The sequence below is a fragment of the Olleya aquimaris genome (genome assembly GCF_003259525.1).
Taxonomy (GTDB): Bacteria; Bacteroidota; Bacteroidia; order Flavobacteriales; family Flavobacteriaceae; genus Olleya; species Olleya aquimaris.
In genome coordinates this window covers 13,189-37,060 of record NZ_QLLO01000009.1, presented here as the reverse complement: position 1 = coordinate 37,060, position 23,872 = coordinate 13,189, and the positions used below count along the sequence as shown (strand labels likewise).

General features: G+C 32.6%; 23 protein-coding genes. 4 read left to right on the top strand and 19 right to left on the bottom strand.

Annotation, left to right across the window (positions count from 1 at the left end; translation table 11 throughout):
• Together pheS and LY08_RS11655 are read right to left on the bottom strand one after the other, a co-directional pair.
• Entirely contained in the window at window positions 1-1,020 is a 1,020-nt protein-coding gene (gene pheS / locus LY08_RS11660) for a phenylalanine--tRNA ligase subunit alpha (RefSeq protein ID WP_111660623.1), read from the bottom strand.
• Window positions 1,021-1,052: 32 nt separating this feature from the next.
• Window positions 1,053-1,409, bottom strand: a complete 357-nt coding sequence (locus LY08_RS11655; RefSeq protein WP_111660622.1) for a hypothetical protein — start codon at window positions 1,407-1,409, stop codon at window positions 1,053-1,055.
• Window positions 1,410-1,476: 67 nt separating this feature from the next.
• Here LY08_RS11655 and LY08_RS11650 point away from each other — a divergent pair, with 67 nt between their 5' ends.
• Entirely contained in the window at window positions 1,477-2,019 is a 543-nt protein-coding gene (locus tag LY08_RS11650; RefSeq protein WP_111660621.1) for a CvpA family protein, read from the top strand.
• On the opposite strand, the gene LY08_RS11645 is transcribed toward LY08_RS11650, so the two are convergent.
• The 14 genes from LY08_RS11645 to LY08_RS11580 form a co-directional block, all read right to left on the bottom strand.
• Window positions 2,016-3,878: a SulP family inorganic anion transporter gene (locus LY08_RS11645; RefSeq protein WP_111660620.1), complete on the bottom strand. Its 1,863-nt coding sequence runs from the start codon at window positions 3,876-3,878 to the stop codon at window positions 2,016-2,018. The two genes, LY08_RS11650 and LY08_RS11645, sit on opposite strands and share 4 nt — an antisense overlap.
• A gap of 105 nt (window positions 3,879-3,983) precedes the next feature.
• Entirely contained in the window at window positions 3,984-4,667 is a 684-nt protein-coding gene (locus LY08_RS11640) for a DUF2490 domain-containing protein (RefSeq protein ID WP_245907587.1), read from the bottom strand.
• 11 nt (window positions 4,668-4,678) lie between these two features.
• Window positions 4,679-5,308, bottom strand: coding sequence for a carbonic anhydrase family protein (locus LY08_RS11635; protein WP_111660619.1), 630 nt, complete (start codon window positions 5,306-5,308; stop codon window positions 4,679-4,681).
• Window positions 5,309-5,340: 32 nt separating this feature from the next.
• Window positions 5,341-6,153, bottom strand: coding sequence for a universal stress protein (locus LY08_RS11630; protein ID WP_111660618.1), 813 nt, complete (start codon window positions 6,151-6,153; stop codon window positions 5,341-5,343).
• An 11-nt stretch (window positions 6,154-6,164) separates the two neighbouring features.
• A complete protein-coding gene (locus LY08_RS11625; protein WP_111660617.1) occupies window positions 6,165-7,760 on the bottom strand; it encodes a SulP family inorganic anion transporter in 1,596 nt (531 codons plus the stop codon).
• A 91-nt stretch (window positions 7,761-7,851) separates the two neighbouring features.
• Window positions 7,852-8,094 carry a hypothetical protein gene (locus tag LY08_RS11620; protein ID WP_245907586.1) on the bottom strand — a complete coding sequence of 81 codons (243 nt, stop codon included), beginning with the start codon at window positions 8,092-8,094 and terminating at the stop codon, window positions 7,852-7,854.
• Between the two features lie 101 nt (window positions 8,095-8,195).
• Window positions 8,196-8,951 carry a tetratricopeptide repeat protein gene (locus LY08_RS11615; RefSeq protein ID WP_111660616.1) on the bottom strand — a complete coding sequence of 252 codons (756 nt, stop codon included), beginning with the start codon at window positions 8,949-8,951 and terminating at the stop codon, window positions 8,196-8,198.
• Between the two features lies 1 nt (window position 8,952).
• On the bottom strand, window positions 8,953-10,740 hold the full coding sequence (locus LY08_RS11610; RefSeq protein WP_111660615.1) for a BatD family protein: 1,788 nt from the start codon (window positions 10,738-10,740) through the stop codon (window positions 8,953-8,955).
• A 34-nt stretch (window positions 10,741-10,774) separates the two neighbouring features.
• On the bottom strand, window positions 10,775-11,587 hold the full coding sequence (locus LY08_RS11605) for a tetratricopeptide repeat protein (protein WP_111660614.1): 813 nt from the start codon (window positions 11,585-11,587) through the stop codon (window positions 10,775-10,777).
• 58 nt (window positions 11,588-11,645) lie between these two features.
• Window positions 11,646-12,683, bottom strand: a complete 1,038-nt coding sequence (locus LY08_RS11600) for a vWA domain-containing protein (protein WP_111660613.1) — start codon at window positions 12,681-12,683, stop codon at window positions 11,646-11,648.
• Between the two features lie 17 nt (window positions 12,684-12,700).
• Entirely contained in the window at window positions 12,701-13,705 is a 1,005-nt protein-coding gene (locus LY08_RS11595) for a VWA domain-containing protein (protein WP_111660612.1), read from the bottom strand.
• On the bottom strand, window positions 13,705-15,378 hold the full coding sequence (locus LY08_RS11590) for a hypothetical protein (protein WP_111660611.1): 1,674 nt from the start codon (window positions 15,376-15,378) through the stop codon (window positions 13,705-13,707). The genes LY08_RS11595 and LY08_RS11590 overlap by 1 nt, the downstream gene beginning before the upstream one ends.
• Window positions 15,379-15,399: 21 nt before the next feature.
• Window positions 15,400-16,266, bottom strand: a complete 867-nt coding sequence (locus LY08_RS11585; protein WP_111660610.1) for a DUF58 domain-containing protein — start codon at window positions 16,264-16,266, stop codon at window positions 15,400-15,402.
• A gap of 76 nt (window positions 16,267-16,342) precedes the next feature.
• Complete coding sequence (locus LY08_RS11580) at window positions 16,343-17,344, bottom strand: AAA family ATPase (protein WP_111660609.1); 1,002 nt, start codon at window positions 17,342-17,344, stop codon at window positions 16,343-16,345.
• 156 nt (window positions 17,345-17,500) lie between these two features.
• Between LY08_RS11580 and LY08_RS11575 the strand changes: the two genes are divergently transcribed.
• From LY08_RS11575 to LY08_RS11565, 3 genes are read left to right on the top strand one after another with little or no spacing between them, the layout of a single operon-like run.
• Entirely contained in the window at window positions 17,501-18,376 is an 876-nt protein-coding gene (locus LY08_RS11575; RefSeq protein ID WP_111660608.1) for an aldo/keto reductase, read from the top strand.
• Window positions 18,377-18,413: 37 nt separating this feature from the next.
• Window positions 18,414-19,166, top strand: coding sequence for an SDR family NAD(P)-dependent oxidoreductase (locus LY08_RS11570; protein ID WP_111660607.1), 753 nt, complete (start codon window positions 18,414-18,416; stop codon window positions 19,164-19,166).
• A 3-nt stretch (window positions 19,167-19,169) separates the two neighbouring features.
• On the top strand, window positions 19,170-20,300 hold the full coding sequence (locus LY08_RS11565) for an ATP-binding protein (RefSeq protein WP_111660606.1): 1,131 nt from the start codon (window positions 19,170-19,172) through the stop codon (window positions 20,298-20,300).
• Window positions 20,301-20,521: 221 nt separating this feature from the next.
• On the opposite strand, the gene LY08_RS11560 is transcribed toward LY08_RS11565, so the two are convergent.
• The 3 genes from LY08_RS11560 to amaB form a co-directional block, all read right to left on the bottom strand.
• Window positions 20,522-21,088 (bottom strand): hypothetical protein, encoded by a 567-nt coding sequence (locus LY08_RS11560; RefSeq protein WP_111660605.1) that lies wholly within the window; start codon window positions 21,086-21,088, stop codon window positions 20,522-20,524.
• A 16-nt stretch (window positions 21,089-21,104) separates the two neighbouring features.
• On the bottom strand, window positions 21,105-22,049 hold the full coding sequence (locus LY08_RS11555; RefSeq protein WP_111660604.1) for an OmpA family protein: 945 nt from the start codon (window positions 22,047-22,049) through the stop codon (window positions 21,105-21,107).
• Window positions 22,050-22,239: 190 nt separating this feature from the next.
• Window positions 22,240-23,793 carry an L-piperidine-6-carboxylate dehydrogenase gene (gene amaB, locus LY08_RS11550; RefSeq protein ID WP_111660603.1) on the bottom strand — a complete coding sequence of 518 codons (1,554 nt, stop codon included), beginning with the start codon at window positions 23,791-23,793 and terminating at the stop codon, window positions 22,240-22,242.
• Between the last annotated feature and the right edge of the window lie 79 nt (window positions 23,794-23,872).

The window sequence follows — 23,872 nt, the reverse complement described above, 5'->3', positions numbered from 1 at the left end:
TTATAAAGCCGATTTAAATTGCTCTAAAAATCTAACATCATTTTCGCTTAGTAATCTAATATCGCTAATTTGATGAAGCAGCATAGCGATACGGTCTATCCCAACACCAAATGCAAATCCAGAATATTCTTCTGCATCAATTCCGCAATTAGTTAATACGTTTGGATCTACCATACCACAACCACCAATTTCTAACCAACCAGTTCCTTTGGTAATTTTGTAATCTGTTTCGGTTTCTAAGCCCCAATATACATCTACCTCAGCACTTGGCTCCGTAAACGGGAAATATGATGGACGTAATCTTATTTTTGCTTTTCCAAATAACTCGGTAGTAAAGTATTGAAGGGTTTGTTTTAAATCTGCAAAACTAACGTCTTTATCTATGTACAAACCTTCTACTTGATGGAAAAAACAATGTGATCGAGCAGATATAGCTTCGTTTCTATACACACGACCTGGTGATATGGTACGAATTGGAGGTGGATTATTTTCCATATAACGCACTTGCACAGAACTAGTATGTGTACGTAATAAAATATCAGGATTAGTTTGTATAAAAAACGTGTCCTGCATATCTCTAGCTGGATGGTATTCTGGCAAATTTAATGCAGTAAAGTTATGCCAATCGTCTTCTATTTCTGGTCCTTCACTAACATTAAATCCAATGTTTGAAAAAATGTCTATAATTTGATTTTTTACGATAGATATAGGATGACGAGAACCAATAGTAATAGGCTCTCCTGGACGCGATAAATCTAAATTAGATGTCGAATTGTCTGATGCATTTTCTAACTCTGCTTTAAGTGCATTTACTTTATCTTGAGCAGTGTTTTTAAGGGTGTTAATGGCTTGTCCAAATTCTTTTTTCTGGTCGTTTGCTACATTTTTAAACTCAGCAAAATACTCGTTAAGCAACCCTTTTTTACCTAAATATTTAATTCTAAACGCTTCTACCTCTTCTTTAGTTTGGGCTTTAAAAGCTTCAGCTTCGGCAATTAGTTCTTTAATCTTGTCTATCATAATCTTAAAATGATTGGCAAATTTAATAATTTCTACTCTATATATTCGGTTTCTATAAAATAGTTCACAATGGCTTCTTTCATTAAAATGCTTTGCTCTCCTGCTTTTAAATGTGGTAACGCCTCTTTTACTTTATAATGTGGCCAACCGTCTTCATCCACAAAATCAAACTCGTAATACCCATAAGGCGATAACAGTTTACAAATGGCAATATGCATTAAATCTAATTTGTGATCTTTTTTAAACTTACGCTCTAACTGACCCAGTTCCTGCACACCAATTAAGTAAATTATAGCATCTAAATCTAGAGTATCTCCATCTGCAAATTGATTAGATAGTTTTTGGACTACTAATTCCCAACGTTGTTTTAATTGTTCGTCTCTTGACATGTATTAGGTTAAAAGTATAAGTTTGAAAGTTGCAAAGTTAGTTTATATTTGTTTAAATTATAGTATTATGGCTGTTATAGATATTGTTTTAGGTGCTTTACTTTTATTTGGATTAGTACGTGGATTATTTAAAGGACTTTTTGTAGAACTAGCATCTATCGTTGCGCTAATTGCTGGTGTTTATGGTGCCATACATTTTAGTTACTTTGCTGCTAATTTTTTAATAGATAAAACGTCTTGGGACGAAAAAACTATTAATATTGTCGCTTTTGCTATTACGTTTGTGGTTATAATACTTGCAATTAGCTTAGCTGGGAAAGCTTTAACCAAATTGGCTGATTTTGCAGCTTTAGGAATTTTAAACAAACTGTTAGGCGCTGTTTTTGGAGCGCTAAAAGTAGGTTTAATTTTAAGCGTATTATTAATTGTTTTTGACAAAATGAATAACACCATTCCGTTTGTTGAAGAGGAGGATATTAAGGATTCTATACTTTACAAACCCGTAAAATCTCTTGCTCCTATGATATTTCCAAGTATCATAAAATCTGGAGAAGAAGAGGATAATCCAATTATAGATCCTGCTGAACCAACAAACGAATCTGAAGCTTAATACTCGTCTTTTACATTAGCTTTAACCCATTTTAAACAAGCGTCAAAGTCTTTAAAAATGTGCTCTTTTGGAATTAAATCTGGAATAATATCTATACGTTCCATCATGTATCTTGGTTGTTTTAAGAGGTTAACAAACAAGACATTCATGTTTTGTTTTTTTAAATCAATCAAGACATCCTCCATAGCATATAAACCAGATTGATCCATATATTGCATACGTCCTAATCTTATAATTACTGTTTTTGCTGTTCTTGGAATTTGAAGTGCAAGTTGTTGAAAATCTGAAGTCGAGCCAAAAAACAAAGGACCTTTAATATGCTTAATAAACACTTCTTCTTTTAAATTAACAGGGAAACCACCCTCATCTGCCCAAGCTTCTTCTTTTAATGGTTTAACATCAGACCGTTGCGCTGTTAAATCGCCAATTTTTTTCATAAATAAAAGTGAAGCAATTACTAACCCAATTCCTACAGCATAAATTAAATCCCATAAGCTTGAAAGTACTAATACTATTAACATAATTAACACCTCAGAACTTAATTTTAATGGACCAATTTTTATGTCTTTTGGTAAAGCTGGAATAGCTTTTAAACCTTTATAATCCATAACTCCTATACCAACAGTAATTAAAATACCTGCTAATACTGCTGCAGGAATTTTTGACGCTACAGGACCTAAACCAAGAGTAATTATTAAAAGCATAACACCAGCTATCATACCAGATAATTTTGTTTTACCTCCTGCGTTAATGTTTACAACCGTTCTAATAGTTGCTCCTGCACCAGGAATACCTCCAAACACTGAAGCAATACTATTACCTATACCTTGACCCACTAATTCTTTATTTGGGTTGTGTTTTGTTTTAGTCATATTATCTGCAACGACACTTGTTAGTAACGAGTCTATTGCACCTAAAAGTGCCAAAGTAATTGCTGTAAATATATAAGGCGTAATGCTTTTTAGACTAAAGCCAGTAATAATTTCTAGATTAGGTAGAGGTAGTCCAAAAGGAATTTCTTCAATTGGTCTATACCCTAAATTAAATCCATACGCAACCCCAGAAACAACTAAAAGGGCGACTAATGCACTTGGGATTTTTGTGGTAATTCGTTTAAAGCCATAAACAATAAATATAGTTGCTAAAGCTAATGCTAACTCTAACCAATTAATACTTTTTATAGCTCTAGGCAATACTTTTAAAGTACCTAAAACACCTGAAGCCTCTTTTTTAGCTAGTGTTTGAGACTCTTTAGCAATATCTGCTTCTGTCACTTTGCTGGCACGACTAATGGTTTCTTTAAAATCCTCTAATACTAAAATATCTTCACCAGCTTCTTCTTTTAGAATGTTTTCTAGAATTAACTCTTCTGCTTGCGGTTTAAACTGGTTGACATATTCTGCGTCTTCTTTTGGATAATAACCAATAGAAGGTAAGATTTGTGTGACTAAAATTATAACTCCAATAGCGGTCATAAACCCAGAAACTACTGGATAGGGAATATACTTTATATACCTTCCAAAACCTAAAACTCCTAAACCTATTTGAAAGAGTCCAGCCATTAAAAAAACGGTTAGTATATAAGGTAACGCTTTTTCTAAACTACCATCGTTTGCTGCAATAATACCTGCAATAACCACCATACTAACTGCTGTCATTGGTGCAGTTGGCCCAGAAATTTGCGTTGGTGTACCACCAAATAATGCAGCAAAAAAACTAATAAAAATTGCACCATACAATCCTGCACTAGGACCAAGTCCTGAGGATACTCCAAAAGCTAAAGCTAAGGGTAAAGCGACTATACCTGCTGTAATTCCTCCAAAAGCGTCTCCTTTTAAATGGGCAAAAAATTTCTTCATTGTTGTTGGTTTAATGGTGATTTACTAAAATAAGTTATTTTTATTAAAAAAGCTGATAACAAGGTATCAGCTTTTTATAAATTTTAATATTTGAGGTTTTAGCTCTTAGAAATTGACAAATGCAATAATATTAATTTGGTCACGACTTGATGTTTCAAAAAACTGATTCATATAACCAAGTTCTAGTCTTAAATGATCTGAAAATTGATAACCTAAACCACCGTACAATCTATTACGATCAAATATGGATGATTTTGTATTTAAAAAAATCTCGTTATATGCCGAAAGATATAGCGGGTTTTTACCTTCCTCCTTGTTTTGAAGTGGTAATTTAAAACCTAAAAAATATCTGAATCGCATTTTAAAATCACTTTCTACAAAGCGTTGTTCAAAACGGTAACGATGACTTAACCCTACATTACCTACTTTTTGTTTAGTGGTAAATTGTTGGAATATTCGGTGTTCGTTAACTGACACTTTTTCATCTGTTTCGCCTACATAGTTTTCTGATAATATATAGCCATATCCTAACAGTATATTATTGTTGTTTTCTGTTAAATTGTAACCTACTCCAGTACGTAACAGTAATTGTTCTAAATCTCCAATTGCATCGTAATTACGGTATTGTACTTCGTGATGTAAGTTCCATCCGTTATCTAGTTTTTTACTTCCAATGTAAATTAACCAGTTACCTAAATTACTATCTTGACTAAGCCCATAAAAAGGCAACACTAACGCTAACGCTAGTGTTGCTATTAAATTTTTCTTTTTCAGTTTTAGCATATTCATAAAAGATATTTCTAGTTGTAAAATTCTACTGCACCTGTTGATATATCGTACATAGCTCCAACTATTTTAATTTCACCATTCTTTTCCATTTCGGATAAAATTGGGCTTTCTGCATGGATCCTGTCGATAGTTAATTTTACATTTTTCTTAGAAACTTCATCAACAAAATCTAAATTTTTAGAATTTCTTAAGCTTTCATCTGTTGGCTCTTTTACAGCATTTACTGCAGGTGTAATTTTAGACAATAACGCAGTTAAGTTGCCCATTTCAGCATGGTCACAAGCACCCTTTACTGCACCACAAGACGTGTGTCCTAATACTACAATTAGTTTTGTACCCGCTAATTTACAAGCAAACTCCATACTTCCTAAAATATCTTCGTTTACAAAGTTTCCTGCAATACGAACACTAAAAATGTCTCCCAATCCTTGATCAAAAACCAACTCGGCAGATACACGAGAATCTATACAACTTAATATAGTTGCAAATGGAAATTGACCATCTCTGGTGTCATTAACCTGCTCTAATAGGTTTCTATTTGCTTTTAGATTATCTTGAAACCTTTGGTTTCCCTCTTCTAAAAATTGTAATGCCTTTTGAGGGGTCATTGTAGCTTGAGTTTCTTTTGTATGTGCTTTCATAATTTTATATTTTATAGTTTATAAATCCAGTTCTATTTGTTTAGTACTGGTTTTTGGTCTCCTGCTAATAACAGAGAAACGTTAAAGTTATTAATAATATCCTTAATACTAGTATTTGTTGTATGGTACTTACTATTGTTTACACACAACAAATTTATTTTATTTTTTGATGCATATTTTGACACATTTTTAATTGCATCACCTCCTTTTTCAAACACATATACTATTGTGTTTTTTTCTGAAGTTGTATCTGTATTTTTAATTGTTATTGGGTTATCTACTATTTTAAATGACTTTAACGGTTGCTTTGTTTTATGAATCAATTTATCTAAAAAGTAAATATTTGGAGTACTTTGTTCTTGATTTAATAATCCAATTGAAATCTCTTGATTTGGTTGTAAAGGATGCTTATCTGAAGCCACCATTATTACACCATCGTGGTTTTTTAAAACAACATCAATTAAGTTATCTCCAATAAAGCTAAGCGTTTTAGAGTTTCTCTTACCTAAAACTATTATATCTGGTTGAAATTGATTGATGAAATTTTCAACTTCATTTTTAAGATTACCCATTGTAAACTTATAGTCCACATTTAAATCATAGTCTTTAGTTATTGAATTAATTAAGCTTTCTATAGTTTTATTAGTGTCAATATGCTCTTGATTTATAGATCGCATAGCAGATAACTGACTTTCTCTACCTACAACTTCTGTTGGTTTTTTAACATGAAAAAGTGTTACTTCTCCATCAACTAATTTGGCTAAACTAATTGCGTTTTTTAATGCTGATTCTGCTGACTTTTTCAAATCCGACAACACCAATATTTTATATTTATTATTTTTCATGGTGTGAGAGTTTAAGCGGATTTTGGTCTAAGTTTAAAAAACTCGATAAAACTGTCTGGGTTTTCTTCAACACCTCGTTCAGAAATAAGTTGTATATCGATATTTCGCTCTTTAGCTTTAAAAGCAAAATCGTCTAAAATTTCAATAATATCATTGTCTAAATATCTTGTTTTTCTAACATCTAACTCTAAATAGGTGTCTCTAGGTATGCTATCTAGTTCTTTTAAAATAGCACCTTTATTAAAGAAAGTTACTTCTTCCGCCAAGGTCATTTTTATTTTATGCTTACCATTACTTTTATCTTCAATATGTAAGAAATGAGAGTTTTGGTAGCTTTTTATTAAAATAACAACAATTCCTACTGCTAATCCTAAACCAATTCCCCAAAGTAAGTCAATAAATACAATACCTAAAACGGTTACTGTAAATGGGATAAATTGTTTCCAACCCAATTCATACATTTTTTTGAACAATGCTGGTTTTGCTAATTTATATCCAACAATAAATAGTACTGCTGCTAATACAGAAAGCGGTATCATGTTAAGTAATTTTGGTATAGACACTACTGATATTAAAAGTAAAAAACCATGAATTATAGCAGATAATTTACTACGTCCACCAGATTGAATGTTAGCAGAACTTCTAACAATAACTTGTGTTATAGGTAATCCACCAATCATACCAGAAATAACGTTTCCAGTTCCTTGTGCAAATAGCTCTCTGTTAGTTGGAGTCACATTTTTATTAGGATCAAGTTTATCTGTTGCTTCTACACATAATAGCGTTTCTAAACTAGCAACTAAAGCTATGGTAAATGCAACAATCCATACGTCTGTGCTTGTAATTACACTAAAATTTGGGAAACTGAATTGCCCGATAAATGAATCGAAACTATCAGGTACTGGTACACTAACTAAATGTGATGCTTCTAAAGATAAAGTGTCATTGGATTTCGTGATCACATAAAATAGAATACCTACTATTACAGCGACTAAAGGTCCTTGTACAATTTCAAAAAACTTTCCTTTTTTACTTAAGACGTTACTCCATAATAATAAAATCCCTAATGAAATAAAGGCAATAAGTGTGGCGCCATGATCAAAATTACCACTGATTAAAGCATTGATTGCTTTAAGTAACTCGGTAAAAGTATTTTCTCCATCAATTTGTAAAAAGGCAAAATCTCCTTCTGGGTTTTTATCAAGTCCAAAAAAGTAAGGAATTTGTTTTAAAATAATGATAATTCCAATTCCGGTTAGCATACCTTTAATAACAGAAGATGGGAAATAATACCCTATAATTCCAGCTTTAAGCACACCAAAAAGTATTTGTATAATACCTCCTAAAACTACAGCTACCAAAAAGTTTTGATAACCGCCTAATGTTCCAATTGCAGTTAATACAATTGCTGCTAATCCTGCTGCAGGACCACTAACTCCAATTTTAGAACCACTTAAGGCTCCAACTACAATACCACCTACAATTCCTGCAATTAATCCTGAAAAAAGTGGCGCACCACTTGCTAGAGCAATACCTAAACATAATGGTAATGCTACGAAAAATACGACAATACTCGCTGGTATGTCATTTTTTAATGTTTTAAACATATAATAAATTCATTTAATACTATTGAGTTGTCTCAATAGCTAGTTTTTAATAATTTGTTTGGACAGAAAGACGTCCCGATTGCTGAAACTATTAAATGAATTCTGGTGGTGGAGATATAATATTTAAATGCGGTTTAGGATACGTTTTGTAATGATATCCTAAATTTTGGTTGTAATTTAAACGATCAGAAATATTGTATTCTACATCTAATAAAGAAGGAAATAGTTTTAAATTTTTAATTTCTTCCTCTTCTTCAGAAATGCTATAAAAAATAGAAATATCTATAGTATCATCAATAGCAACAATTATAGATGGAGCTGTTATTAAGCCCATAAATAATATTGTAAAGAATATAGATATTGTTTTTTTAAACATTTTTCTTAGTTAGAAAAGCAAATATAGAACATAGTAAGAAATTAAATGTTAAGGAATAATTAAAAAACATTCAACAGTTTAATATCATCACTTAGTATCCAACCTGTTTTGCCATCTTCTAACTTGATTTTTTTCCAATTGTTTATGGTATCAAGCACCTGAACTTTAGTGCCTTCATGTAACAAAAAAGCTTCTGGACTTCCTAAATTGGGCTCTGTTTTTACCTCAGATTCTTGAGCAAAAACTATTGCAGGATTATTTTTTTTATCTAATGCTTGTTTCTGAAATGCTAATCCAACACTAGATAAGGCTAAAAACAAAAACACAAAACTTAGTACAAACGTTAAACGCTTATAAACTGTACTGTATGTAAAAAAATAGAATAGAAATAAGACCACAAAAACAACCATTAATCCAATAGCTAATTTTGCCCAATTGTCATAAGTAAGTGCATGTGTTAGTTGATTAAAAAACTTAGACAGTCCTAATTGTGGAACAGTTTGAATATCGTCCACAGTCATTTTTTTTGCATAGACTATATTGTTTAATATGTCTTTATCGTTAGGTTTTAGCTGTAATGCTTTTTCGTAATAATAAATACTAGGTGCAATGTTATTAAGCTTATAATGAGCGTTTCCTAAATTATAGTACAACTCTGCAGAGTGCTGATTGGTTTTTAAAATTGCTTCGTATTTACTAATAGCTTCTGTATAATTTCCATTATTATAAAGCATATTAGCTTCATCAAAAACAGTTTTATTTTGCGCTGTTAAGTTTCCTATAAAAATAAAAAATATGAAAAGGAACTGTTTCATTTTAATACCTAATTTGTTTATCTATTAGGTTAATGGTTTTTGCTGCTTTGTCATAATCCTGCTGCATTGTTACTGTAGTAATAGGTGTGTAACGTGCTAAGTCAGAATTTTCTAGAATAGCTTCAAAATCATTAATAACTGTGTTTTCAACTTGTCTTTCAAGTAAAAGGGTTCTTATTTTATCTTTACTTAAGTCTGACGTTTCAATGTTTAATCTTCCTTTTAAGTAATTATGCAATGCTTTTTCTAAAGCAATATAAAAGGCTTCTTTTTGGCCTAATGCTTTTTTTGCTTCGCTTAAATATTTTTTAGCTAATTTATCTGCTCTTCTAACTCTGTTACCACTAACATCTGCTAATCGTTCTTCACGTTTTCTTCTAAAAACTAAAGCTAATGGTATTGCTAATAATGGTCCAACTAAACCTGTCCAGAATATTGGAGAATTTAAAAAAGTATCTTTAGTAATCGATTCAAAATTGGTTTTGGTTTTTATAAAAGCAAATTGATTTTGGTTTAATACTACAGGTTGTTTCCCGTTAGTAGTTAAAGGCAAATTGTTATCTGCTTCTGCATAAACAGGTCCTTCCAGAACATTAATTACAATATCTTCGGATGTAATTTCTTTGTAGGTTTCAGTTTTTAAGTCAAAGTATGAAAAATTGACTGGTGGAATGGGAAACTTACCTTTATACTGCGGAATAATGGTATATGTGTCCGAAATTTTACCTTGCATCCCAGACATTGTGGTTCTGACGTTTTCTTGGTGTTCTGGCTCGTACACCTCTAGTGTACTTGGTGTTTTTAATTTTGGCAATTCAAATAATTTTAAATTTCCTTTACCAGACACTTCTATTTTAGCTTGTAACGATTCTGTAGCATTTAAACTATTTTTGGAGGTCTCCATAGTAAACTGAAAATCTCCTACTGCTCCAGTAAAATTTTCGGGTTTACCCTCTTCTGGTAATGGTTTTACATTAACAGTTCTAACGCTAGCAGTTACAGTTCTGTGTGCTTGAGTTTTTATTTGATTTCCAAAGATATCTCGCCTATTGGTTGGAACTTCTAATGTTAAATCTAAACTAAGTGGCTCTATGACCAGTTTACCTGTTTTTTGAGGATATAATATAGTTTTTCTAAGGGTAACATATCTATAATCCTCACCTTTATACGTACCATTTTGTGCTTTAATCCTTTTGTCGTCCATACTCTGACTCCAAAAACCATTAAATACTGGGCTTTCTAACTCTCTGTAGTTACTAATTCCGGCTAATGGCGAAACATAAAGCTTGTAAACTACACTAATAGGCTCGTTTAAATATGGATTGGTGTTAGAGACTTCTGTAACTAGATGGATATATTCCTGAACGATATAATCCGGATCATTTGGATCTGCAGGTTTTTCTTTTGCTTTAGTAACTTTTATTGTAATTGGAGACGTTTTATAGTCCTGACCATCTATCTCAATTTTAGCTTGGTTAATGGTGAATGTACCCATTTGTTTAGGCGCTAAAAAATAACTGTATATTTTAGTGAAATTTCGTCTTTTACCATCCCAAGAATGGCTAACAGACTGATTTGGACCTCCAACAACTATAAAGTCTGCAAAGCTTGGAGGCACAAAATTGTCTCCATCTTTATTCATTTGAAAATCTACACGTAAACGCTCATTAAGTCCTAACGTTTTTTTACTGACTTTAGCTTGAAACTGTACAGCATCTTCGTCCTGAGCAATAACCATAGTTGTTGCGCTTAATATAATTAGGATGAGTATGTGTTTTAAAAATTTCATTTTTTGTAATAAAAAACTAGCACTAATGCATTTTCTACCAATCTTTTTCTGTTTGCAATTTAGCTCCTTTAACTTTTTGGGCATTTATTTTTTCTTGAACTTTCTGTTCTTGATTATTCATGGCTTCTAACAAATTTTTAATTTGTTGAGGCGACAACTGTCCTGGTTGTGGTTGTTTTTGTTCGTTTTTTTGGTCTCCTTCTTTCTGTTCATTTTCTTTTTCATCTTTAGGTTCTCCATCTTTATCTTTATCCTGATCACCTTCTTTTTTGTCATCCTCGCCTTGATCTTCTTGCTCTTTTTCGTTATTCTCTTTCTGGTTTTCGTCTTTGTTTTCTTCTTTATCTTTGTTGTTATCTCCTTCATTATCCTCCTCTTGTGGCTCGTCATTTTTTTGATTAACGGCACACTCCTTGGCTACTGCATAATTATATCTAGTTTCGTCATCGGAAGGATTGTTTCTAAGTGCACTTTTATAAGCTTCTACAGCTTCTTTACACTTTTTTTCTTCCATTAATATGTTTCCAATGTTGTGATAAGCACGATGTTTTTCTTCTTTAGAGGTCGCATTTTTAACAGCTTGTTGATGTCTAAATAACGCTTCTTCAAAATTACCTTTTTTAAAATATTGATGCCCTAAATTGTAGGCTCCAGCCACTTGTGTTGGCTTTAAAGATAAGGCTTTACGGTATTCCATTTCTGCTTCAATAAACGCGTCGTTAACAGCCAAGTCATTAGCTTCTGCGACATAACTTTGCGCTTGTAACGTTTGCTTTTCTTCTTTTTTATCTTGAGCAAAAGTAGTTACAGTAACTAAAAATAATATGTAAGCTAAAAGGTGTTTCATTTGTATTTGAATAACTCGTAAATATACTAAAGGCTTGGAATGGTAGGTGTTAAGAGTATTATAAATTCTCGTTAAATAGATTTAATTTTTTAAGCCATGCTGTTTTTCTTTCTAATAAAAATATATCTAAAAACAATAATAAAATGGCAAGCCCTAAAAACCATTGAAATTGAGATTTAAAGTCGGCTACTTGCTTAGCTTCAAATTCTTTTTTATCTAATTTATTTAAAATATCTGTCATTTGGTTAACCACTTTATCTGTTATTGCACCATTAATATAGATACCATCAGCCTCGTTAGCTATTGCTTTTAAGGTGTCTTCATCTAATCTTGTTATAACCGTTTCTCCGTCCTTATCTTTTTTGTAGTTAAGCAATACTCCGTTTCTTTTAATAGGTATTGGTCCTCCTGCGGTTTCTCCCACTCCGATGGTATAAATCTTAATTCCTTCCTTACTAGCTTCTTCTGCTACTTGTACTGCAGCTTCGCTGTGGTCTTCTCCATCGGAAATGATAACCAATACACGATTGGTTTGCTCGTCATCATCATAATAGGTCTTCGCTAAATTAATAGCTTCGTTAATAGCAGTACCTTGGGACGATAACATGTCTGTATTTAAGTTTTGCAAAAACATTTTTGCTGCAGAATAGTCTGTAGTAATTGGTAACTGCGGAAACGCTTTTCCTGCGTAAGCAATAATACCAACACGATCGCTGCCCAAATTATCTATAATTTTGGATACTAATTGTTGTGCTTTTTCTAACCTATTAGGTTTAATATCTTCTGCAAGCATACTTTTAGAAACATCTACTGCAAAAACAATATCTACACCTTCGCGCTTTACTGTTTCTAGCTTAGTACCAACTTTAGGGTTGACCAAAGCAAGAGATAAACTAGCAAATGCTAAACATAATACAATAAGTTTTAATACCGACTTGAATAATGATTGATTAGGACTTAAACGCTTTAATAAGGTTTTGTTAGCAAACTTTTTTTGGGTGCGTTTTTTCCAATATTGAAGCAACAAAAAGAAGACCACAATTACCGGAATAATTAGCAGTGTCCAAAACCATATTTTTTCTTCTAATTGAAACATTCTTCTTCTTAATTCTGTTAAATGAAACTTCTAAACAGCGTGATTCTTATTAAAAATTCTAACAATAACAAGATACCTGCAACCCAAATAAAAGGTCTAAAATGTTCTTGATATGTGGTGTATTTAATTTCGTCTATTTCTGTTTTTTCTAGTTTGTTAATTTCGGCGTAAATCTGTTCTAGTTTTTGGGTATTAGTGGCTCTAAAGTATTTTCCTCCGGTTACTTTAGCAATGTTTTTTAGCAGGTCTTCGTCAATTTTAACTTGAGCTCTTTGATATTGAAATTGTCCGTTTCTGTCTATAGAATAAGGTGTTAAAGCCATCCCATTGGTACCTAATCCAATGGTGTACACTTTTATATCATACTCTACAGCTAATTCGCTTGCAATATTTGGATTTAATACACCAGAATTATTGACACCATCCGTTAGCAAAATTATAACCTTGCTTTTGGCTTTACTGTCTTTTAGTCTGTTTACAGAAGTTGCTAAACCCATACCGATAGCTGTTCCACCATCTATAATGGTGTTGTACTTAATATCTTCTAAGGAGCTTAATACAATTGCTTTATCGCTAGTTATAGGTGTTTTAGTGTAGCTTTCTCCTGCATATTCTACCAATCCAATTCTGTCGTTTGGTCTACCCTTAATAAACTTAGCTGCTACATTTTTTAAAGCTTCTAGACGGTTTGGTCTTAAATCTTTAGCTAACATACTTGCAGACACATCTATTGCCATAACAATGTCAATACCTCTAGTGGTTTTGGTTTTGGTATTTGTTTCTGATGTACGTGGTCTTGCTAATGCTGTAATTAATATCGCTAAAGCTAATAAACGTAATGCAAATAAAAGGTGCTTTAGTTTAGGCAACCAAGAGTTGGTAATTTTAAAACCTTTAAGACTAGATATTTTAAGTTCTGCTGTTTGTTGCTTGTGTTTAAACACATACCAAATAATTGCTAATGGTAGTGCTAGTAATAACCAGAAAAATTCTTTATTTAAAAATGTAATTCCGTCTAACATTAGTCTTCTTTTTGATTAAGTTCAACAGACGCTAAGATACGTTCTACCACTTGATCTAAATAGATATCGTCTTTTAGATAAGTGATTAAAATTTGTTGCATAACATTTTTATTAGCAAAACTTAGTATAACAAACTCACCATTAACATAGTCCTCTTTGTCTTCATCTATAGGAAACTCAAAAGTCCCTGAAGTTTTAACACCCTCTGCATTATTTGGGGTTATAAACTTATCTCTGTTAGAGATAATGTTTCGCCCACCTTCTGCTTCCATTGCTTTAAAATTACCTTCTATTGCTTTTAACAAATTGTCTTCTGTAGTTGGTGCATTTTCTCCGGTTGGCATACCAGAAAATACGGTTGAAGCTGTTGCTATTGTGAATTTATTTTTTAACTCATATCCAAATGCTGATACTTTAACTTTATCCCTTAACTCATCAGGAATTGGTGCTTCTTCTCTTTTTAAAACCTCTGGAGTAGAAATGGTTATTGGAGGATAACCATAGTCACTATTTACCCAATGTCCTTCTAATAATTGTTTAGTGTCTTTTTGTAAAATAGTATCTACTACATAATTAAAACCATATCTATAACTAAAGGCTGCAAAGGTTAAGCCTAACATAAACACTAAAGCAGCAATGGTTACCCATATTTTTTGTCTAAACTCTTTTTGTTCTTGTTGTTTTTTATACTCTAAATCCAGTAATTTTTCTTCTTCTGTAGGTTCTGGAAGAGCTTCTTTTACCACATCAATTTCTTGGTCTATAACTGTTCTGTCAATTTTAGCTAATTCTTTATCTGGAGCAGATTTTGCAAACTTCACTAAATCGGCACGCTTTAAAACATCTTCTAGTTTTTTAATATCGTCTCTTGATAAATCTATTTGGTTTCCATCGCTTAATACTTCTAACCTAGTAATTAATTGGTCTGTAGTACTTTCTAATGCTCTGTCATAGACTTTTTCGTCTAAATATTTTCTTATGGCTAGAGTCAATTCAGAATAATATTCTTTATACTTATCATACTCTAAGTAGTTGCTTTCATCAAGTTTTTTTAATGCCAATTTAGCTCTGTCATAAGGAGGTAATAAAGCAATTTCCTCTTCTTCTGTTAATGGTTTTTTACGCCAAACAAACCAATAAATTAAAAATCCTACCACAGATACAATAGCTAATCCTATAAGCAGATATATCCACCAGTTACTAGCAGGTTTTTCGACCTCTAACATGGGTTTGATATCAAAAAGCTTTTGTTTGGTGGTATCGACTTCTATAGTATTAACCTCAACCAACAACGAGTCTGTTAAAAATTGTTTACCAGCAATTATTACTTTTTGTTTTGGGATAACATAACGTCCAGAGTCAAACTGTGTTAACCCGTATTTTTTAATGAGTTTGTATTTAGCATCTTGCTTAGTTGTATCTGTTTTATAAGATTCGATCATCTCTAAAGGCATAAAGCTTTGTCCTTCAGGAAACACAACACGATTGACGGTATCGGTTTCTACTTCAATTTTATAAGTAATTTGTTCTCCAATTTTTATTGATGTAGAATCTATTGATGAAGTGACTTGACTTACTGAAATAAAAGGTAAAAGTAGTAAGGCAAAAGCGATAAGGCTTAACCTTAAAACTTGAGGTTGATTTATTTTTTTTGAAAACGTTTTGCTTCTCACTTTTTACTTTTTACTTAAATATTACCCTCTGGTTTTAAAGTATCCTAATAATTTTTTGACATAGCTTTGGTCTGTTCTGCAAGCAATACTTCCAGCACCAGATTTTGCAAAACTATCTTTAAAATAGTCAACTTTACTATTGTAAAACTTAGCATAGTTAGTTCTGACTGATTTAGAACTGGTATTAACTAACATTAATTCTCCTGTTTCCTCGTCTTCCATTTGAACCATTCCTAAGTTAGGGATGCTTTCTTCATGCTTATCGTACACTCTAATTCCTGTAATATCATGTTTTCCAGCAGCAATTTTAAGCGTTTGTTTATAATCGTCAGCAATAAAGTCGCTCATGATAAAAACAATTGCTTTTTTCTTCATTACGTTTCGTAAAAACTTTAGTGCTTCAGCGATATTAGTCTGTTTACTTTTAGGTTCAAACTCAATTAATTCTCTAATAATTCTTAATACATGAGAACGACCTTTTTTTGGTGGAATAAACAATTCTATGTCATCTGAGAACAGAATCAAACCAATTTTATCGTTGTTTTGAGTCGCCGAAAACGCTAATGTTGCAGCAATCTCTGTAACTATTTCGTTTTTAAATTGTTGTTCTGTACCAAAAAATTCTGAACCAGACACATCTACCATTAGCATCATGGTTAATTCACGTTCTTCTTCAAAAACTTTAATATGTGGTTGGTTGGTACGTGCAGTAACATTCCAGTCTATATTTCTAACATCATCACCAAACTGGTACTGTCTTACTTCAGAAAAAGTCATACCACGACCTTTAAAGGTCGAATGGTATTCGCCTCCAAAAATATGATCAGACAAGCGACGTGTCTTAATCTCTATTTTACGTACTTTTTTAAGTAATTCTTTAGTATCCATTTATTGATTTACGATAGTAGATTTTTTGATTTACGATTTTTATTAATCGTTATTCGACATTCTAAAATCTAAAATTCTATGGTACTTCAATCTCATTAACTATCTTGTTAATTATGTCTTCAGAAGTTACATTTTCTGCTTCAGCTTCATAGGTAATGCCTATTCTGTGACGTAATACATCGTGTACTACAGCACGCACGTCTTCTGGAATAACATAACCACGACGCTTAATAAATGCATAACATTTTGCAGCAGTAGCTAAATTGATACTTCCACGAGGTGAAGCTCCAAAAGAAATTAATGGCTTTAAATCGGCTAGTTTATAATTTTCTGGATAACGTGTCGCAAAGATGATGTCTAAGATATATTTTTCAATTTTCTCATCCATATATACCTCTCTAACTGCTTCTTGTGCTTTTAAAATTTGTGCAACAGAAACTACAGGATTAACCTTGTCCCAATTTCCTTTTAAGTTAGCACGCATAATTAATTGCTCTTCAGCTTGTTTTGGGTAATCAATAACCGTTTTAAGCATAAAACGATCCACTTGCGCTTCTGGTAAAGGGTAGGTACCTTCTTGCTCCACTGGGTTTTGAGTAGCCATTACTAAAAATGGCTTGTCTAAAATAAACGTTTCATCTCCAATGGTTACTTGTTTTTCTTGCATCGCTTCTAATAAAGCAGATTGCACTTTTGCAGGTGCACGATTGATCTCGTCTGCTAAAACAAAATTAGCAAATATTGGTCCTTTTTTGATCGAGAAATCATTCTCTTTCATATTAAAAATTAAAGTCCCAACAACATCCGCAGGTAATAAATCTGGAGTAAACTGTATACGACTAAAACTAGCATCAATAGCTTGTGACAGTGTATTAATAGCTAATGTTTTGGCTAAACCTGGCACACCTTCTAGTAAAATATGTCCTTGTCCTAATAAACCAATTAGTAATCGCTCGACCATATGTTTTTGTCCAACAATAACCTTGTTCATTTCAAGCATTAATAGGTCGACAAAAGCGCTTTCCTTTTCAATTTTTTCATTAATTGATTTGATATCAATTGTACTAGTTTCTTCCATCTTCTATTGTTTTTAAGGGAATGAATCTTTTTTCAATCAGTTGTGCAAATTGAAAAAAAAATTGATGTTATGGTGTTAATAATTGGTTAAAAATTCAGCATTTAAAAGCCTTATAAGCGTTTTTTGTTTTTTACTTTTATAGAAGAAAATTAACACATGACAAAAAACAATTATTCCAAAATCATTGCAGGCACAATGACTTGGGGAAAATGGGGAAAGCAACTAAGCAAAAAAGACATGATTAATCTCATGCATCACTGCGTTGAGACTAACATAACAACCTTTGACCATGCAGATATCTATGGCGATTATAGTACTGAAAAAGATTTTGGTAACGCTTTCGCGGAAAGCCATATTGACCGAAACCAAATCCAATTAATATCTAAATGTGGGATTCAATATCTTGGTGAAGCGCGTCCAGAAAACAAAGTTAAACACTATAATTATAGTAAAGACTATATTATTTGGTCTGCAGAACAATCTCTAAAAAACTTAAAAACAGACTATTTAGATGTATTATTGCTTCACAGACCAAGCCCATTAATGCAAGTAGAAGAAGTTGCTGAAGCAGTTTCTACATTAAAACAACAAGGAAAAATTAAAGATTTTGGTGTCTCTAATTTTACACCATCACAAATTGATTTACTGTCAAAGTCTGTTAATGTAAAAGTGAATCAAATTCAGTTTTCGTTAACCCAACACACTGCTATTCACAATGGTAGTTTAGACCATATGCAACTGCACAACATACAACCCATGTCTTGGTCGCCCTTAGGTAATGTATTTAAAGAAGATACAGAGCAAACAAGACGTATACATAAACAATTAGGTGCATTATTGCAAAAATACAATGCTACAGAAGATCAATTATTGTTAGCTTGGATTATGAAACATCCAGCAAACATTTTACCTGTTGTTGGCACAACAAATCCAAAACGATTAACCGATGCTTATGCAGCTACTAGCATAGATTTAGAATTAGAAGATTGGTTTTTAATTTTAGTGGCTTGTCAAGGACATAAAGTACCCTAATAGTGAATAGTGAATAGTGAATAGTGAAAAATAAATTATGAGTAATAAAACAGCATTAATAACAGGAGCAACTAGTGGTATAGGACGCGCAACTGCACACGAGTTTGCAAAACATGGGATTAACCTCATCCTGTGTGGACGACGACAAGAACGCCTAGATACCATTGAAAAAGCTCTAGAAAAACAAACTAAAGTCCACACTTTAAATTTTGATGTTCGCGATAAAACAGCAGTATTTGATGCAATCCAATCTTTACCTAAAGACTTTAAACAAATAGACATCCTAATAAATAACGCAGGAAATGCACATGGCTTAGACCCAATACAAGAAGGCGATTTAGACGATTGGGATGCTATGATGGATATTAACGTTAAAGGTTTGCTGTATGTTAGTAAAGCGGTAATACCACAAATGACAAAGCGTCAAACAGGACAAATCATAAACATAGGCTCCTCTGCAGGAAAAGAAGTGTATCCAAACGGAAATGTGTACTGTGCTAGTAAACACGCAGTAGTTGCAGTTACCGAAGGGATGCGTATAGACCTAAATCCATATGGTATTAAAGTCACAGCCATAAATCCTGGTTTGGTAGAAACCGAATTTTCTAAAGTGCGCTTTAAAGGAGATGCTAAAGCAGATACAGTCTATAAAGGTTATAAAGCGTTACAACCAGAAGATATTGCAGAGGTTATTTATTTTGCAGTATCACGACCTGCACACGTCAATATTGCAGATGTTTTGATGTTTTGTACTGCACAGGCTAGTAGCACTATTGTAAATAAAAATTAAACAATGATTAACAAACGCCTTTTAATTAAAAACCTATTAGCTCATAATGATGAGAATAGTTTTTATGATAAAAAGCGAAAAATTGATATTAGCCAAAAAGAAGGAAAAGCTAAGTTTTTAAAGCATGTTTGCGCGTTATCCAATAGCAACCCTAAAAACAACTCGTACATCGTTATTGGTGTAGAAGATGAAGACAATAAGATTATAGGCGTGGATTTTTTTGACGATTCTAAAATCCAAAACCTCATCAATGCCTATTTAACCAATCCTCCAATTGTACAGTACGAGAATATTCCATTTCCGCATTTGCCAGACGATAAAGTGGTAGGATTAGTAACCATACGTGCTAATGAAGGATTGACCTCACTTAGAAAAAATATCTGGAAATACTATGGTGGTTCAGTCTTTTTTAGAGATGGAAGTATGAGCATGCCTAAAGTATTTAAAAGCGACATTAAAGATGTAAATTCTAAAATAGTAGAAGCTATTGAGAGTCATGCACAAAATAATATTGAATATACCTTAGATGGTGTTTTTGATTTTATGCAAAAACGACAAGACTACAATCCAAAATACATTGTGTTTAAAGAATATTTTGTGTTGTGTTGGTCAGGCGAAAAAAAGCAGGTTAAGGACGAAACGTTTTACTCCAGAGTCGATATTGAACTTATTAACGAGCAAGTCCGTTTATTTTTTTCAACCTTAGATGAAGTTGCTATTAGTTATGATGCAGATTCTTTTACCATTGTTGAGTACGTTCAGCTTGGACTTCAAAAATCTTATAAATATTATCCTTTAGAACGCACAATTATTAGTTTTGGTGACAATGCTAATTACCAAATAGACTCCACGTTAATATTTAATCCACCACAGTTTGATAAAAAAATATTACATCATATTTACAACGCGAACAATGCTATTTTAGAAAAGCTAAAAAAAGGGCAAGTTTTAAATAATAACGAATTAAATGATCTAAATAACATACCTGATACGTATTTAATATGTTATTTAAATTTATTTCATGAAGCTATAGACAAGTTAAATGAGGCCAAACCCTATTTAAAATCGTTTCCTGAAATTTATACTAAATACAAAGAAGTTTTACGCATTTTGAGAAAAGTAAAATACAGTTAAAGTAAAGAGGTAAGCAAATTGACCAATTATACAATTTTTCTTACCAATTATAAATTAGTTGATTAATCTGTTGTTTTTATTCCTATATTAGGTATGCTATTAATCAACTTCAAAAAAACCTTAGTTCTCCCGATACAAGTTCGGCATTGAATTGGGGTTTTACATACTAAAAAAGCCATTAACCAAGATTTTAGTTAATGGCTTTTTTTGTTTTAAGACTTTTACTTTCCACCATCTAACCGGTCCTGCCAATCTTTTAGCTTTTGCCATAAGCCTTTTGCTGCTAAATCTGCTTGTTCTGGCCAAGTTCCTGGTTTGTGCATTTCAAATCGTTTACCACCACTTTTTAAAACATCTTGGCATTTCTCTACACTGCAATTAGCCAATGCTGCCCATGTTTTTACATCATGATTATGAAATAATTCTTGAATTTTAGGCCCAATTCCTTCTACAACAGTAAGGTCGTTTTCTTTTATTTTTTTACCAAAAACTGCTTTAGCAGCTGCTGCATCAAAAGCAGTCTCTTTTTTTGACTTAGAAGTTGCTACAGCTAATGATGTTACAGTGTTTCCCGCTCCAGAAGTGCGAGACTTTACCTCTTTACTGGATCTACAAGCTGCTAAATCTGTTTCTAGTTTACTTATTCTGTTTTTATAAACATCTATTTCTACATCATTATTACCACCTCCAAGAAACCTTCCTAAAAGATAGCCTAAAATTGCACTTATGACTCCTACTAATAATGGAATTAACCAGCAAGGAATACTTATAGCTAAAAATACATTCATGATTTTTTATTTTTTGTTAGTTAATAGTTACGACTACTCTTCTGTTTTTTGCTTTACCTGCTTCTGTTGAATTATCTGCGATTGGTTGATCAGGTCCTTTGGATGTTGTAATAATTTGATCTGCAGAAATTCCATTTTGTACTAAATAGTTTTTTGCAAAATTAGCTCTGTTTAGACCTAATCTGGTATTAGTTATTCTGCTTCCAGTATTATCTGTGTGACCTATTACAGTAATTGATGCGCCTTCTACATGATCTATATACCTTATCATGTTTGCTACTTTTTCACGTTGTGAATCTGTGAGGTTTATAGAAGCTTGAGCTGTATCAAAATACAACACTAAAGGATTGGCTTTAATGGTACTACCTAGTTGTTTCATTTCAGCTTCACCACTTGTATCACCTTCCACTAAAGTATTAACTACATAGCTAAGTGGTCCATGAAGCACGCCTTCTAAATCTGGATTAAAATTATCATCTAATCTACCATAGGTGTTAATGGTTTTAGATAGCATACCTTTAGATACTAGATAATTTTTAGCAGAATTTGCTCTAGCTAATCCTAATGTTGGAAACACAGAGTTATTACTTTCGTCACTTCGGTAATGTCCATAAATATCTAATAATTTACTTGGGTTGTCTAGATAATAATTAGCAAGTATAGTTGCGCTACTATCTACCGCTGCAGAAACTGGAGTTAGTATTGAAGCACTTGATGTTTTAAAGTTTAGATTTTCATAAATATTAAAATCTAAATCCCCATCTGCATCCATTATTTTAAAAGTCTTAATGGTTACTGGTGTGGGTATTGTGTCTACTTGCGTGTCTTCTGCTTCTGGTGTAGTTACTAAAGTATTACTTTGTGTTTCAAGACAAGGTTTACAACAGAAAAACCAATACAGAATTGTACCTAAAATAATGGTTATTAAAATCCCAAGAAGGTAACCGGTTTTTTTACTCATTATAGTTGGTTTTTAGTTAATGAGTATCAAGTTATTAAAAAAATAATAAAATTTTAAGGCTTATATTATTAAAGTAATAATCTTTAGGTTAAAATTCGATAAACTACATAAATTATGAGCTTAAACTAGAGGGAAATAAAAAAGCCACATCAAAACGATGTGGCTTTATTTCCGCTACAGCGAAAAAATATTATAAATCAAACTTTATTCCTTGTGCTAAAGGCAGCTCATCTGAATAATTTATGGTATTTGTTTGACGTCTCATATAGATTTTCCAAGCATCAGATCCAGACTCACGTCCTCCACCTGTTTCTTTTTCACCTCCAAAAGCACCTCCAATTTCTGCACCAGAAGTTCCGATATTGACATTTGCTATTCCGCAATCTGACCCTGCAAAGGATAAGAATTTTTCTGCTTCTTTCATTTCGTTGGTCATAATTGCAGAAGATAATCCTTGTGCAACACCATTTTGCATAGCAATTGCTTGCTCTACATCTCCTGAATACTTCATTAAGTATAAAATTGGTGCAAAAGTTTCTGATTGTACGATTTCAAAATCGTTTTTAGCTTCAATTATTGCTGGTTTTACATAACATCCAGACTCATAACCTTCACCTTCTAAAACGCCTCCTTCAACTAGTACATTTCCGCCTTCAGCTTTTGCTTTTTCAATTGCAGCTAAATACGTGTTTACCGCATCTTTATCTATTAAAGGTCCAATATGGTTTTTTTCATCCAATGGATTACCTATTGTTAATTGTTTGTAAGCACCAACAATAGCATCTCTTACTTTATTGTAAACAGATTCATGAATGATTAGACGACGTGTTGATGTACAACGTTGTCCGCAAGTTCCAACTGCTCCAAAAACAGCTCCTGGCACTACGACTTTTAAGTCTGCAGTTGGTGTTATAATTATAGCATTGTTTCCTCCTAATTCTAATAACGATTTTCCAAAACGTTCTGCTACTTTAGCACCAACAATACGACCCATTCTAGTAGATCCTGTTGCAGATATTAACGGAATTCTGTGATCTGTAGTCATAAACTCGCCTACTTTATAATCTCCGTTTATGATGCAAGAAATACCTTCTGGCAAATTGTTGTCTTTTAAGACCTCTGCTATAATATTTTGGCAAGCTACAGCACAAAGTGGAGCTTTCTCTGACGCTTTCCAAATACAAGTATCGCCACAAACCCAAGCTAAAGCGGTATTCCAAGCCCAAACTGCTACTGGAAAATTAAATGCAGAAATGATTCCAACAACTCCTAGCGAGTGCCACTGCTCGCGCATGACATGACCTGGACGTTCAGACGGAATAGTTTGTCCGTTTAACTGCCTTGATAAACCTACAGCAAAATCGCAGATGTCAATCATCTCTTGTACTTCTCCGTAACCTTCTTGTAATGATTTACCCATCTCGTAAGACACTAATTTACCTAATGGTTCTTTTAGCTCTCTTAATTTGTTTCCAAATTGTCTAACTATCTCACCACGTTGTGGTGCTGGCATAGCTCTAAACATTAAAAAAGCATCTTGCGCTGCTTGTATCACTTTTTCATAATCATCCTTGGTTGTTGTTGAAACTTTACCAATTAATTGACCATCTGTTGGAGAATATGAAGCGATTAATTCTCCACTTCCAAAGTTGTTAGAACCTGTAGAGGTTCCTTCATTTATATCTTTAAGACCTAATTGTTTTAAGGCGTCTTTAATTCCGAAATCAGCTGAAACTGCTTGCATATTTCTCTATTTTTTACGAATTATTTAATTTTTAGCGAAGATACTAATATTTCCTTGATTTTTAAGACGTAATACACTT